12 protein-coding genes are annotated in these 13,447 nt (G+C 57.6%); 2 read left to right on the forward strand and 10 right to left on the reverse strand.

Features of this window, described 5'->3' with window-relative positions; translation table 11 throughout:
• The first annotated feature begins 339 nt into the window (after nt 1-339).
• Together AB4O09_RS04590 and AB4O09_RS04595 are read left to right on the forward strand one after the other, a co-directional pair.
• The gene (locus AB4O09_RS04590) at nt 340-1,614 is read left to right on the forward strand and encodes a glycoside hydrolase family 68 protein (RefSeq protein ID WP_223523848.1); all 1,275 of its coding nucleotides are present in this window, start codon (nt 340-342) and stop codon (nt 1,612-1,614) included.
• 725 nt (nt 1,615-2,339) lie between these two features.
• Nucleotides 2,340-2,699, forward strand: a complete 360-nt coding sequence (locus tag AB4O09_RS04595) for a DUF6124 family protein (RefSeq protein ID WP_460107962.1) — start codon at nt 2,340-2,342, stop codon at nt 2,697-2,699.
• Nucleotides 2,700-2,816: 117 nt separating this feature from the next.
• Here AB4O09_RS04595 and AB4O09_RS04600 read toward each other — a convergent pair whose 3' ends face one another.
• From AB4O09_RS04600 to AB4O09_RS04645, 10 genes are all read right to left on the reverse strand, one after another.
• Complete coding sequence (locus AB4O09_RS04600) at nt 2,817-4,703, reverse strand: DUF2075 domain-containing protein (RefSeq protein WP_013694287.1); 1,887 nt, start codon at nt 4,701-4,703, stop codon at nt 2,817-2,819.
• Nucleotides 4,704-4,727: 24 nt separating this feature from the next.
• Nucleotides 4,728-5,111, reverse strand: a complete 384-nt coding sequence (locus tag AB4O09_RS04605) for a nucleotide pyrophosphohydrolase (RefSeq protein WP_003205937.1) — start codon at nt 5,109-5,111, stop codon at nt 4,728-4,730.
• A gap of 128 nt (nt 5,112-5,239) precedes the next feature.
• Nucleotides 5,240-6,010, reverse strand: coding sequence for an HNH endonuclease (locus AB4O09_RS04610; RefSeq protein ID WP_460107964.1), 771 nt, complete (start codon nt 6,008-6,010; stop codon nt 5,240-5,242).
• Nucleotides 6,011-6,590: 580 nt separating this feature from the next.
• Nucleotides 6,591-7,322, reverse strand: coding sequence for a LexA family transcriptional regulator (locus AB4O09_RS04615; protein ID WP_460107965.1), 732 nt, complete (start codon nt 7,320-7,322; stop codon nt 6,591-6,593).
• Between the two features lie 195 nt (nt 7,323-7,517).
• Nucleotides 7,518-8,045 (reverse strand): inorganic diphosphatase, encoded by a 528-nt coding sequence (ppa, locus tag AB4O09_RS04620; protein WP_003205933.1) that lies wholly within the window; start codon nt 8,043-8,045, stop codon nt 7,518-7,520.
• Nucleotides 8,046-8,156: 111 nt separating this feature from the next.
• Nucleotides 8,157-8,969, reverse strand: a complete 813-nt coding sequence (locus AB4O09_RS04625; RefSeq protein ID WP_003205930.1) for a M90 family metallopeptidase — start codon at nt 8,967-8,969, stop codon at nt 8,157-8,159.
• Nucleotides 8,970-8,975: 6 nt separating this feature from the next.
• A complete protein-coding gene (locus AB4O09_RS04630; protein ID WP_123351421.1) occupies nt 8,976-9,632 on the reverse strand; it encodes a DedA family protein in 657 nt (218 codons plus the stop codon).
• A gap of 785 nt (nt 9,633-10,417) precedes the next feature.
• Nucleotides 10,418-10,879 (reverse strand): GNAT family N-acetyltransferase, encoded by a 462-nt coding sequence (locus tag AB4O09_RS04635; protein ID WP_003205924.1) that lies wholly within the window; start codon nt 10,877-10,879, stop codon nt 10,418-10,420.
• Between the two features lie 107 nt (nt 10,880-10,986).
• The gene (gene eutC / locus AB4O09_RS04640) at nt 10,987-11,811 is read right to left on the reverse strand and encodes an ethanolamine ammonia-lyase subunit EutC (RefSeq protein ID WP_460107969.1); all 825 of its coding nucleotides are present in this window, start codon (nt 11,809-11,811) and stop codon (nt 10,987-10,989) included.
• 27 nt (nt 11,812-11,838) lie between these two features.
• Nucleotides 11,839-13,233 (reverse strand): ethanolamine ammonia-lyase subunit EutB, encoded by a 1,395-nt coding sequence (locus tag AB4O09_RS04645; RefSeq protein ID WP_003205921.1) that lies wholly within the window; start codon nt 13,231-13,233, stop codon nt 11,839-11,841.
• Nucleotides 13,234-13,447 lie beyond the last annotated feature (214 nt).

The following is a 13,447-nucleotide window of genomic DNA, read 5'->3' on the forward strand; positions in this document are numbered from 1 at the left end:
CCCCACCCTGCATTGGCCTTTACGCAAAACCCGCAGGCTCAGTTGGCCAATCCCTCTATGCATTGCTTTCGCCCGGTGCCCCGTTACGCGCGCTTTCCACCGAGTAGCGTTCAGAGCGCCGACCGTGCAGCCAACGTCGTCGATCTCCCCATGAACTAACTTCTGCAAACGTTCACAGCTGAAACGTATCAGCCCAAAGAAAAAATCCAATTATGCACAAATGCATTTTTATGCTTGACCCACATGCATAACCCCCTATAAGGTGGCTTCACTGTATGCACATACAGTATTTCTAAATCACTATTTATTTGAATCCATTCATGGACGAGGCAATAACCTATGAAAACCACCACTGAAAAATTCGGTGTAACCCCCCATCAACCCAGCCTCTGGACCCGCGCCGACGCGTTGAAAGTCCGGGCAGATGATCCCACCACCACTCAGCCGCTGGTCAGCGCGGATTTCCCGGTACTGAACAACGACGTGTTTATCTGGGACACCATGCCCCTGCGCGACTTGGACGGTAACGTGACGTCCGTCGATGGCTGGTCGGTAATCTTTACCCTGACTGCCGATCGTCATCCAAACGACCCGCAGTACCTCGACGAGGACGGTAACTACGACATCCTCCGCGATTGGAACGATCGCCACGGTCGGGCAAAGATGTACTACTGGTTTTCTCGTACCGGCAAGAACTGGGAATTCGGTGGCCGCGTGATGGCCGAAGGCGTTTCGCCGACCGCTCGCGAATGGGCCGGTACGCCGATCCTGTTGAACGACCGAGGTGAAGTCGACCTGTATTACACCGCCGTCACTCCAGGCGCGACCATCGTCAAGGTGCGCGGTCGGGTAGTGACCACTGAACATGGTGTCAGCATGGTCGGCTTCGAGAAGGTCAAGCCGCTGTTCGAGGCTGACGGCAAGATGTACCAGACCGAAGCCCAAAACGCGTTCTGGGGTTTCCGTGACCCATGGCCTTTCCGCGACCCGAAAGATGGCAAGCTCTACATGCTGTTCGAGGGTAACGTGGCCGGTGAGCGCGGCTCGCACAAAGTAGGCGAGGCAGAAATCGGCGATGTGCCGCCGGGTTATGAAGATGTCGGCAACTCGCGCTACCAGACCGCCTGTGTCGGCATCGCCGTGGCCCGCGACGCGGACGGTGACGACTGGGAAATGTTGCCGCCACTGCTGACCGCCGTCGGGGTAAACGACCAGACCGAGCGCCCGCACTTCGTGTTCCAGGATGGCAAGTACTACCTGTTCACGATTAGCCATACCTTCACCTATGCCGACGGTGTGACCGGCCCGGACGGGGTGTACGGTTTTGTCGCGGACTCGCTGTTCGGCCCTTACGTGCCGCTGAACGGTTCCGGCCTGGTGCTGGGCAACCCGTCCTCGCAGCCATTCCAGACCTACTCGCACTATGTAATGCCAAACGGCCTGGTGACCTCCTTCATCGACAGCGTACCGACCGACGAAACCGGCACGCAGATTCGTGTCGGTGGCACCGAGGCTCCAACGGTGGGCATGAAAATAAAAGGGCTGCAGACGTTCGTGGTGGGCGAGTACGACTACGGTTACATCCCGCCGATGCTCGACGTCACCCTCAAGTAACGGCAACACAGGGGGTTCAGGCAGCGGGTTTGCGGTCGATGACAAAACCGTCGTGGATATGATCGAGATATCCCGCCTGATTCATTGCGACGTTGCTCGCAAGCCCCATTGAACAACGCGTCGTAACCCTCTTCGCGACTGGCTGCAAGGATGCAGCCGGTCGCGAATGCATTTCCGCACTGCGCACTTGGAACGATGAGTTCTCTTAAGTAGTGCAGCAGCCTGCTGCACAATTCCCCAACCGCAGCGTCGCTCCTTACTAAATGACGCTGACGCACCGCATAACCCGCTCCGCCATTCCTACGTTTGAAATGCCTGACGCAAGCTACTCTGTGGGAGCGAGCTTGCTCGCGATAGCAGTGTGTCAGCCAGCATTTCAGCCCGCTGTTTATCGTGACTCCACGAGACCAGCCACGACCGACATCGCCTTGCGCCATTGCCTACAACTACGCCAGAATCCGCCGGCTTGTGCGTCTTGGAGGGCGTCGGTAGTTTGAATCCTGTCACTGAGCATCAGTGATCGGGTTTAGTCGCCCGTCTCAACCTAAGGCGTACCAAGTCCCGTCGGACAGGCTGTGCTGTTCCTGTATTGATGGTGGCTGTGCGCAGGGCGCCCCCGGGCGCGCCGGGATTCTTAGGTTCACCGGTCGACTAACCTGCGCACAGCTGCCGCCCTCTCGTTTAGTCGCGAGGTGGTTGCAGCATCACTTAAGGAACCTAAGTCGATGGCAAAAATTACACCGAACCCTCCGATTGCGGATGAGCATGTGTCTCGCGCTCAGTCTGCTCGTAACAATAAGCTTGATGAGGCTGCCAACCGGGCGTTGGATTACTACCTGAAGCCTACGCCGAAGGACGAAATGTCTGACAAGCCCAACACCATCTTCCGTATCGCACCGGATGTTGATTCGGAATGTCTGCTTGCCAATCTCAGTGAGAACCTGGCTTCGGCCAATGCCATGATCAGTGATTTGGCGTTTGGTCTTGAGGGATCGCGACGGCATTTTGCGTTGGGGGTTTTGCAGGTGATTGAGGTGAGTGAACTGTTGGCTAATCGGGCTTTGGATATTGTTGAGGTGAGGTAACAAGGGGCCGCGCGTACCCTGGTATGAAAAAGGGTCTTGCTTGGCAAGACCTTTTCGTATGCGAGAGTCCCGAAACGACGAGCGCCCAGATTGTCCAACAACCTGTTGGATAATTGTCTAAGTCAGCAGGACATCAGTGGTGCGGTAATCGGCAAGCCGACTCTCAAAATACTGTGCCGTCTCCTGATCAGTACAGTAGAGGTAGCACCCTTTCATCCCTCGGGTCATCAGTGTTCGGTAGGTGTTTTTGATGATCAGGTCCGTCTCTTTCTGCGCGAAATCAGGCTGCTCTTTCATCAGCTTCTTCCAGCCACGAATCGATTTGTCGTGCTTGTCACGTTTATGCGGCGATGTGAGTACTTGCCCGTCACGAACGATCAAATCTGGCCCGATGATTACGCCTATATAGTCGACTTCCAGCCCCTGGCAGGTGTGGATGCAACCGACCTGTTCAATGGAGTTTTCCGCAATGATCCACAAACTGCCGTCCTGATCCAGGTTCCACTGACGCGCATAACCATCGCCGATCACGATATCGGACGCCTGGGGATCTTTTTTGCTGAGCCAAGGCCAGCAGTAACCCGCGACTACGCGAGCTTTGTTTCCGTGGTTTTTCTGCTCAATGGCCGCGTGCATTGCCTGCGGGGTGTTGAACACTTTGAACTCGTACTCGCTAGTATCGAGTAGCGGATTGGCGGTCGGTCGAATAGCCAATATGTCATCCAACCACGCGAGATAACCGTCAGAGCCGCTGCAACGGAACTGGGAGGATAGTATGTATTCCTCCACGGTTGCGCCTTTGGATTTCGCAAAGGTACGAATCGCCTGCTTGTTACCGATGTCGCTCAAGGTCACGCGTTGATCTTCGTCGATGAAGAAAATCGAGCACTTCGCTGAGTTGATCAATTCCTTAATTTGGTTCTCGCCTAGGTTCCCATAAAGACCGCTTTTCTCGTTGAGCCTGTGAGCTTCGTCAACGATGAGTGCGTCGAACGTATTGGGCTCGGTTTCGATAAACGCACCCGAGCCGGAAAAGAAATTAGAAAAATGACTACGCTTGATCGTACCGACCAGTTTGCTTTCGTAGACCTTGCGTGGTGCGGCGTTTTTCGAGACGTATTTGCTCAGCAACTTTAACCCGGTGAGTCTTACCAGCAAGTTAATTGCCAAAACGGTTTTTCCGGTCCCAGGGCCGCCCTCGATGATTAGCACCTTTGGCGCGGCTATGGACGCCTCACTCGCCGCAACAAGCGCTGACTCGAATATTTCCTTTTGGTCGTCAATCAATACGAACTCTGGTTTGCCTTTCATGAGCCCGCCAAGCGCCTCGGCTAACGCTTTGGATGGCCGAATTTTTCCGTTGGAGAGTTCGTAGAGAACCTCCTTGTTATCGCCGTAAGTGATGTGTTTTTTCAGGAAGGTCCGTAGCTTGATCAGTTCCTCGGGGCCTTTGAGGAACAATGGAGCTTTACTGGTATGGGCTTGGTAGTGAGCGGAGTCGATGACACCATCACTGACATAGTTATGCAGATAGGCGCAGGGGCGAATTTCGATGCTTTTGTCATATACCGCTTCGTTGAAGCCTTCCAGCAGCGCTGCGTACGACCATACCTGGTAGGACGGGTGAATGGTTTCAACGAGACCGCCACCTAAGGCGGTTTTGACAATTGCGTCCTTGGTGGTTGCGCTCGCCTTGCTCCATTGCTTCAGTTCGATCAATACGGCTTTTTTTGCTTGGTTCTCATCACGCCCCGTGAGCAAAAAATCGATGCGTTTCGAGGACTGTGGGATATGCAACTCAATGGCCAGACCAGCATCGCTGGGTAGGTCATCATCTCGAAGCACCTTGGCCATGTAGGTCAGGGATCCCTGCCACGACCTGATCTCTGACGCGCCGACCTTCTTACCAGTGGCCTCTTTGAAGTGTCGCAGAATCACTTCTTCAATGTCGTCGTTATCGTTGTCTTTTAGGAATTGCTGTTTGGTCGCAGCGTAAACGATCACAAGAGATCCTTAGAGCACTGAAGGTCAGAGTTGGTCGTACTTTTTGCTGGTGCTTTTAGCTTTGTCGACGGGGTATTTCTGGCCGTTCATAGCAAGTTTGCTCGCGACCGCTTCGTTGAGATCGACTCCGAGCACGCTGCTCAGACGGACTAAGTACATGAGTACGTCGGCTAGCTCGTCCTTCACGGCTTGGGCGGTTGCGGGATGTTTCGCGGCAGCCACTGAATCTGCTTCGCTCATCCACTGGAAAACTTCGCAAAGCTCACCCACCTCGCCTGTCAGCGCTAGCAGAAGGTTTTTGGGCGAGTGGAATTGCTGCCAGTCGCGATCATCTGCAAAGCGCTGAAGGGATGCTGCAAGATTTTCCACGTCGATTAATTGTTTGGGTGTGCCATCTGCCTTGCTCACAGGCTTGCCTCTCGTTTGCCGCCAGAAACGTGACCAACAGCCACGTCAGAAATCTAGGGATGGATTGTAGGAGTTTTCTTTTGGCGTAGTGGGCTTTTCACCGATTTGCCCTTAGCAGCCGAGCCAGTTCAGGCTGTGTTTTTGGCTGCTTGGTAGCGGTCCTTGACCTCGGCGACACTCAACCACTTACGGCGTGAATGCACCACACGATGACAATTGGCACATAACAATGCGAGGTCCGCGAGCTTGGTTTTATCGCCAGGTTGGAGCGTATGCAGTGGCTTGGTGTGGTGCACATCGATAACGCCTTCGATGTCCGGGCCGTATGTTTTGCTGAAGTTGAAGCCACAGGCTTCGCACTGGAGAACACCGTGCTTCTTGAGGACTTCGTCCTTTTTTCGTTTTACGAGTTTTTTGTCCCTTTCCCGTACACGGTGCACGCGAGTTAACACTTTTCCTTCCTCTGCTTCGAAGAAGCCCGGTTCTTCCTCCGCACTTAGATCTATCGGCGTAGTAGAAGAAGTGGTTCCGACGTTCGCCTTGATGGCTGCTACGACTTCGGCCAGACGCTCGGGATTATTAGCAAACTCCAGCCATACCAATTCCTCGTCCTTATTGCCTTTTGCAAGACCTGTGCGACCAGTGTTGGTGTAGCTCGGATCCCAACGACGGAAATTGTTGAGCTTCATGCAGACACCATTGGTGTTACGAAAACTCTGGTTCTTGCTCACAGCTGTGGCGTTGCCAATGAGATTGAGGCTCTGTGATAGGGCTCGGACTTCCGGATGATTCACTCCGGGTAAACCATTGCGGTGAAGAAGGTACAGGTTCAGGGCCAGGACGAGTTCGTCACGGCTCCAGGGCGGATTGGATTGATTGCTGATAGGTGAAGAGGACATGGCGGGGGCTATCCGTAGGGTTCCCGTTTCGCTGTAGGACGCAGCGCAATATGTCGTCAGAATATTCTCTTCTGATGGCGTTTGGGAATCATACGGTGTTCGATGACCTTTGCTGTCGAGCACGGGGATACTTACGAGCGACGTTGTTTGGTCATCGGGCGTGATTTTGGATGGGGGATGGAAAAGCTCAGGCATTAAAAAGCCGGCTTATGGCCGGCTTCTCGTTGACTGATTCAGCTCGTTTTTGACAAACCTTACCAGCCTTCAAAACGTACATCCGGCTCTTGCGGCCGGCTGTGGGACTTGGTCAGAAAGTGATCTGCCTTGTCGGTGCGAGGCGTGGGCTCGCAAATGTGGGGCGGAGGATACGCGGGTTTTGTTCGGAAGCCCAGTGGTAAGTGGTGTGGAATCATTGGGTTAGGGGGGATTCAGATAAAAAAGCAGGGGCTGCTGCGCAGCCCAGCGGGAGCAAGCTCCCTCGCCACAAAAGCTCTTTGCCACAAACTCTCTGTCACAAAAGTTTGCTGTCACAAAGGCTCCTCAGCGCAAGGAGCTTTGCTTGTCTGTCCGTTCGGGTGGGTTAGTCGGATACCGGCGGTCTCTGTTTGTTGAGGGTTGACCACCAGAACACCCAGCCAATCACGTGGATGTGTTGCGCGTCGATTTGTTCGGCGCTGAAGACCTCGTCGGGATACGCAGCGCTGTTGTGGCTGCGCAGGCGCAGTCGGTTGCCGGGGATTCGGTGGAGGTATTTGATGCGCAGCATGCCGTCGTGCTCAAGCGCATAGATCTGGCCGTCGACGATTTGGGTCAGGCCGCGGTCGATGGCGAGGGTGGAGCCGTCGGCGATGCGTTCGGCCATGCTGTCGCCGACCATGGTGATGCAGATGGCGTCGTTGGGGTTTATTTCCAGGGATTCGAGGTGGCTGCGGGGCAGGCGGATGGATTGGTCGGGGATTTCGGTGATGTGGGTTTTGGTTTCGCCGGGGGCGATGGGGACTTCCTTGTAGAAGGGCAGTTCAATGTCCATGGGTTCCGCCACGCTGTAGACGCCATCGTTTTCGGCCGCCTCATAGGTGGTGCCGGGGCCGAGGCCCAATGGGGTCTGTGGGCCTTCGCCGTGGGCGAGCCACTCCGGGCTGACGGTCAGCAGGCTGGCGATGCTGTGGATGCGCCCGGGTGGGATGCCACGGTTGAACCAGTTGTTCACGTGTTGGGATTTCACGCCGTATAACTTCGCGAAGTCGGCGGAACGGATGTTCGCTTCTCTTAGAAGGGCTTTGAAGCGGTCGCCACTGGAAAGTATTTTCATAAACGGAAAGTTTAGGGGGGACTGTGTTTTCGGCAATAAACAAGTCGTTCAAATATATAAGACGATCTTTCCGTTTGCAGGATTTGAAAGGCGCGGGCTAAACGTGGTTACACAGTGTTAATACAGTTTCGTATTGGGAGCCATTAAGACATAAAAAAACCCCGGGGCAAACCGGGGTTCTTTATCAAGTTTGTTTCAGCCTTTGTAGGCGGCAACCGACTTGGTGATCGCTTCGCGGGCGGCATCAGCACCGGCCCAGCCTTCGATCTTGACCCACTTGCCTTTTTCGAGATCTTTGTAGTTCGCGAAGAAGTGCTCGATCTGCTGGATCAGCAGCGGTGGCAGGTCGGTGTATTCCTTCACGTCGACGTACAGTTGCGACAGTTTGTCGTGTGGCACTGCGATGACTTTGGCATCGCCGCCGCCGTCGTCGGTCATGTTCAGGATGCCGACTGGACGGGCGCGGATGACCGAGCCTGGGGCCACTGGGTAAGGGGTCACGACCAGCACGTCGAGGGGGTCGCCGTCGTCGGCCAGGGTATTGGGGATGTAACCGTAGTTGGCCGGGTAGAACATGGGGGTGGCCATGAAACGGTCAACGAACAGGCAGTCGCTGTCTTTGTCGATTTCGTATTTGATCGGGGCGTGGTTGGCCGGGATTTCGATCGCGACGTAGATGTCGTTCGGCAGGTCTTTGCCAGCCGGAATCTTGCTGTAGCTCATTGGGCGGTGCCCCCGTTAGTTGACCAAATGACTGGTCGGATTGACCAAAAAGTGGCGGCGATTATAGGCATATTCAGCCGCTGTTGCCACGTTACCAGGGTCGTAGAGACCTTAGTATGACGCCTGATAGACCGGATCTTCGGCCTGAAGTTGCCGCAGCCGGGCCAACGGATCCTGGCGGTAGAACGCCTTGAGCTGTTCGTAGACCTTTGGATAGGCCTGGTGCAGCAGGTCTGGGGCGCTGAAGAAGTATTCGCTGGTGACGGCAAAGAACTCCGCCGGGTTCTCGGCGGCGTAGGGGTCGATGACGGTTTCTGCGTCGGGGTTGTGGTCGAGTTGGCGGTCGAGGTCGTCGAAGGCTTGTTGCATGGCGTCGGCCCAGTCGCTGACGCGCATGTCGGCGTGCAGCGGTGGCAGGCCGTTGGCGTCGCCGTTGAGCATGTCGAGTTTGTGCGCCAGTTCGTGGATCACCAGGTTGTAGCCGTCCCAGCCGCCGCTGGCCATCACGCCGTCCCAGGCCAGGATGATCGGGCCTTGGGGCCAGGCTTCGCCGCTGTGTTCGCCGTCCCACTCGTGCTCGATGCCGCTGGCGTCGCGGTAGCGCTGGGGGCTGAGGAAGTCGTCGGGGTAGAGGACGATTTCGTGGAAGCCCTGGTACCAGTTCAGTTCGCCCAAGTGCATCAGCGGCAATTGGGCCTGGGCGGCGAGCAGCAGGCGTTGTTCCTGGTGCAGTTCGACGCCGGGCAGGGCGGTGAGGTGTTTATCGTGCAGGAACAGTACGCAGGCTTCCCGCAGCCATTGGTCCTCGGCGGCGCTGATGCCGTCGAGGAAGCTCAATTGTTGCCGCACTCGCTGCCAGGTGTCCTCGGCCACGGGGTGTTTGGCGAGGGTGCGTCGGCGGCGCCAGTTGCTCAGGGACCACATGGGCGATCAGCGCGGGTGGGCTTTCGAGGCGCGCTGGCTCAGTTTGCTGCGCACCAGGCTGATGATCATCGGCAGCAGCGACACCAGGATGATGCCGACGACCAGCAGCGACAGGTTCTGCTTGATGAATGGCACGTTGCCGAAGAAGTAGCCGAGGGTCACCAGGCCGCCGACCCAGAGGACGGTGCCGAGGACGCTGAAGCCGAAGAAGCGCAGGTAATTCATCTTGCCGACGCCGGCGACGAAGGGCGCGAAGGTGCGGATGATCGGCAGGAAGCGCGCCAGGGTCACGGTTTTGCCGCCGTGTTTGTCGTAGAAGTCGTGGGTTTGCTGCAGGTAGTCGCGGCGGAAGATTTTCGAGTTGGGGTTGCTGAACAGTTTTTCGCCGGCGGTGCGGCCGATGAGGTAGTTGGTGCTGTCGCCGAGGATGGCCGCGAGCATCAAGAGGCCGCCCAGCAGGACTGGGTCCATGGCGCCACCAGCGGCGACGGCGCCGGCGATGAACAGCAGCGAGTCGCCCGGCAGGAAGGGCGTGACCACCAGGCCGGTTTCACAGAAGATCACCAGGAACAGGATGGCGTAGACCCACGTCCCGTAGTTGGTCACCAGCATGTCGAGATAGACGTCGAGATGCAGAATGAGGTCGAGGGGATTGAAATCCATGCATAGCACCTGTGGTGGCGGCCCGACTCGGCAGGCTTGTGGGTCTGGCTTTGAGTATGGCTACAGAGTGTGTAGCTTTTTCTTACAAGCCGGGAAGAGCGGCATTATACGGCGAGGATTGTGAAGCGCGTGTTGAGTTTGTAGCGGGGGATTTCGGTGGTTCTGTGGGCAGGGGAGCACTTTGTTGGAGCGGGCTTGCTCGCGAAGATGGCGGCACATTCGATATTGATGCAGTTGGACTACCGCTATCGCGAGCAAGCTCGCTCCCACAGGGGATTGCGGTGAGTATTAGTTTTTTGTGCATGCCTCAAAACCAGTGTGGGAGCGGGCTTGCTCGCGATGGCGGTGGAACAGTCAGTATTGATGTTGCCTGACGGACCGCTATCGCGAGCAAGCTTTGCTCCCACAGGTCCTGCTCAAACAGATCTGATGGGTGTACGACCGGGAGAGTCAGGTCGGCCGTTAGGCCGCCTCGCGGTGGATGTTGATCTCGGCGCCCCGTTAACCACGCTGGCCGAACGCAGGCATTGTGGAGTGGGTATCCCGGCATGGATGCCGGGATAGCCGCGCTGGGCCATGGAGGGCCCTTCGCGGCGGGCCCACGGAGCAATGCCGGAGTGAGGGCATGCCGAGCCTAAGCGAGGCACCAAGTGGTGGGGCATGAGCGCTTTGGTTACTTTCGCGCTTTTCGAAAGTGACCCGCCGTAAGGGCGGAACCCTAAGCCGCCCTCACCGCAGCAATGGATATGTCCCCAACCATCACATCCAACATTGCTCCCAACGGCTCAGATCCCGTCGCTGATCGGCAACACGTAGTTCTTGAACTCGGTGTCTTCCTTGAACCCAATCGACTCGTAGGTCTTCTGCGCCACGTCGTTATTGCTGCTGGTGGAGACGCGCATGCGGACGGCGTTGGTTTCCTTGGCCATTTTTTTCGCGGTGCGGATCAGGTTGTCGGCCACCAGTTGGCGGCGGGCGTCTTCGGCGACGTAGATGTCGTTGAGGATCCACACGCGCTTGAGCGACAGCGACGAGAAGCTTGGGTAGAGCTGGCAGAAGCCCAGCAATTTGCTGTCGTCATCATCGGGCAAGGCCAGGTAGATCACCGACTCCTTGCGGCGCAGGCGTTTTTCGAGAAAGGCTCGGGACGAATCCGGGTAGGGCAGGGAGCCGTAGAATTCCCGGTATTTGACGAACAATGGGGTCAGCAGGTCCAGGTGTTCCAGGGTCGCTTGGATAATCCGCATGGTAGGTCTCGTCTGCAAAGGTCGACAGATATTCAGACAACAACATCGCGCTGCCGTGCTTTTGATGCTGCCTGAAAGCGGATCAAAAACGCAATCGGATAAACGGATCAGTTTTGGGGCGGCGCCAGTAGGAAGTTACCTTTCATATCGGCAGCGTTTTCCGAATCCAGAGTGTGAACCTGGGCTTCGTCCTTCAGATTGACCCCCGAGAGCTGGCGGCGACAGGCTTCGCGCATCAGGTATATCAGGCGGTGGGCGGCCATGCCGTAACTCAAACCTTCGAGGCGGACATTGGAGATGCAGTTGCGATAGGCATCGGTCAGGCCGACCTTGGGGGCGTAGGTGAAATACAGCCCCAGGCTGTCGGGGGAGCTGAGGCCGGGGCGTTCGCCGATCAGGATCACCGACATTTTCGCGCCGAGCCGCTGTGCCACTTCATCGGCCACGGCAACGCGGCCTTGCTCCACTAAAACTATTGGCGACGCAGACCAACCGTCAGCAGCGATCTGCTCTTCCAGCCGCGCCAGGAACGGCAAGGTATGGCGATGCACCGCCAGCGCCGACAGGCCGTCAGCCACGACGATGGCCAGATCCACGCCGCCAGGGTGGGCCGCCGCGTAATCCTCCAGGATCTGCGCGGAGGCGTCGTCGAGCCGTCGGCCCAGGTCCGGGCGCTGTAGATAACTGTGTCGGTCGGCCGCCGCGCTGTGGAGCAGCAGGCTTTCACGGCCGCGCTCGCTCAGTTGGGCGCGAATGCCCTGGTGATCGAACGCCAGGTGCACCGCATCGCGGGCCTGGGCGTGGGCGTATTGGAAATCCAGTTGCGCCTGGGTCGGCAGACTGGTGCCGGTGCGGCCCAGGGCGATGCGCGCCGGAGTGAGGTTGCGCAGGTTCAGCCAAGGGTTTTGTGGATCGACAGGTTTTTTGTCCATGGGCAGTTCTCTCATCCCCAATGCGGCTTATCCCAAATGAGCTAATGCGTGACGAAACGCCGGTGGCAGGTTGTCGCCGAACCGCACCCGGCCATCGGCCTGGGTGAAGATGCCCATGTTCGCCAGCCATGTTTCGAATTCCGGCGCCGGTTTCAGGCCCAGGGTCTGGCGGGCGTAGAGGGCGTCGTGGAACGAGGTGGTCTGGTAGTTGAGCATGATGTCGTCGGAGCCGGGGATGCCCATGATGAAGTTGATCCCGGCCACGCCCAGCAGGGTCAGCAAGGTGTCCATGTCGTCCTGGTCGGCTTCGGCGTGGTTGGTGTAGCAGATGTCGCAGCCCATCGGCACGCCCAGAAGCTTGCCGCAGAAGTGGTCTTCGAGGCCGGCGCGGATGATCTGTTTGCCGTTGTACAGGTACTCCGGGCCGATGAATCCTACAACCGTGTTCACTAAAAACGGGTTGAAATGCCGTGCCACGGCGTAGGCCCGGGTCTCGCAGGTCTGTTGATCGACGCCGTGGTGGGCGTTGGCTGACAGGGCGCTGCCCTGGCCGGTTTCGAAATACATCAGGTTGTTGCCCAAGGTGCCGCGATTCAGGCTGAGCCCGGCGTCGTAGCCTTCTTTCAAGACGCTCAGGCTGATGCCGAAACTGGCGTTGGCCGCTTCGGTGCCGGCGATGGACTGGAACACCAAGTCCAGGGGCACGCCACGGTTTGCCGCTTCGATGGAGGTGGTGACGTGGGTCAGCACGCAGCCCTGGGTGGGGATGTCGTAGCGCTGGATGATGGCGTCGAGCATTTCCAGCATGGCGCAGATCGAGGCGGTGCTGTCGGTGGCCGGGTTGATGCCGATCATGGCGTCGCCGTTGCCGTAGAGCAGGCCGTCGAGGATGCTCGCGGCGATGCCGGCGGGTTCGTCGGTGGGGTGGTTGGGTTGCAGGCGGGTGGACAGGCGCCCGCGCAGGCCGAGGGTGCCGCGGAACTTGGTCACCACGCGGATCTTTTGCGCCACCAGCACCAGGTCTTGCACGCGCATGATCTTCGACACGGCGGCGACCATTTCCGGCGTCAGGCCCGGGGCCAGCGCCCGCAGGCTCTGTTCATCGGCGGCGTCGCTGAGCAGCCAATCGCGAAAACCGCCGACGGTGAGGTGGCTGACGGTGGCGAAGGCTTGTTTATCGTGAGTGTCGACGATCAGCCGGGTGACTTCGTCGACCTCGTAAGGAATCAGCATTTCTTGCAGGAAATGGCTGAGGGGCAGGTCGGCCAGGGCCATTTGCGCAGCCACGCGCTCACCATCGTTGAGCGCCGCGACCTCGGCCAAAAAATCCCCGGAACGCGCCGGGCTGGCCTTGGCCATCAGGTCTTTGAGGCTGTCGAAGCGATAGGTCTGGGCGCCGACGGAATGGGCGAATGCGGCCATGGGGCGGTGTCCTCCTGGTTCTCTAAATACTCAAATACACCGCAGATCCAACCCTGTGGAAGAACCCAGTGAGAGAGCCCAGTGGGAGAGCCTTGTGGGAGCAAAGCTTGCTCGCGATAGCGGAGTGTCAGAAAAGTATTCTCCACTGATACACCGCTATCGCGAGCAAGCTTTGCTCCCACAGAGTCCTTCTCACAGAGTCCTTCTCACAGAG

The organism is Pseudomonas sp. H1_F01, from assembly GCF_054681425.1.

Excerpts from the sequence above, each read along its gene's own strand:
- AB4O09_RS04590 (WP_223523848.1), top strand. The coding sequence starts at position 340 with ATGAAAACCACCACTGAAAAATTCGGTGTAACCCCCCATCAACCCAGC.
- AB4O09_RS04635 (WP_003205924.1), bottom strand. The coding sequence starts at position 10,879 with ATGCGGATTATCCAAGCGACCCTGGAACACCTGGACCTGCTGACCCCA.
- AB4O09_RS04595 (WP_460107962.1), top strand. The coding sequence starts at position 2,340 with ATGGCAAAAATTACACCGAACCCTCCGATTGCGGATGAGCATGTGTCT.
- AB4O09_RS04610 (WP_460107964.1), bottom strand. The coding sequence starts at position 6,010 with ATGTCCTCTTCACCTATCAGCAATCAATCCAATCCGCCCTGGAGCCGT.
- ppa (WP_003205933.1), bottom strand. The coding sequence starts at position 8,045 with ATGAGCTACAGCAAGATTCCGGCTGGCAAAGACCTGCCGAACGACATC.
- AB4O09_RS04645 (WP_003205921.1), bottom strand. The coding sequence starts at position 13,233 with ATGGCCGCATTCGCCCATTCCGTCGGCGCCCAGACCTATCGCTTCGAC.
- AB4O09_RS04625 (WP_003205930.1), bottom strand. The coding sequence starts at position 8,969 with ATGTGGTCCCTGAGCAACTGGCGCCGCCGACGCACCCTCGCCAAACAC.
- eutC (WP_460107969.1), bottom strand. The coding sequence starts at position 11,811 with ATGGACAAAAAACCTGTCGATCCACAAAACCCTTGGCTGAACCTGCGC.
- AB4O09_RS04615 (WP_460107965.1), bottom strand. The coding sequence starts at position 7,322 with ATGAAAATACTTTCCAGTGGCGACCGCTTCAAAGCCCTTCTAAGAGAA.
- AB4O09_RS04630 (WP_123351421.1), bottom strand. The coding sequence starts at position 9,632 with ATGGATTTCAATCCCCTCGACCTCATTCTGCATCTCGACGTCTATCTC.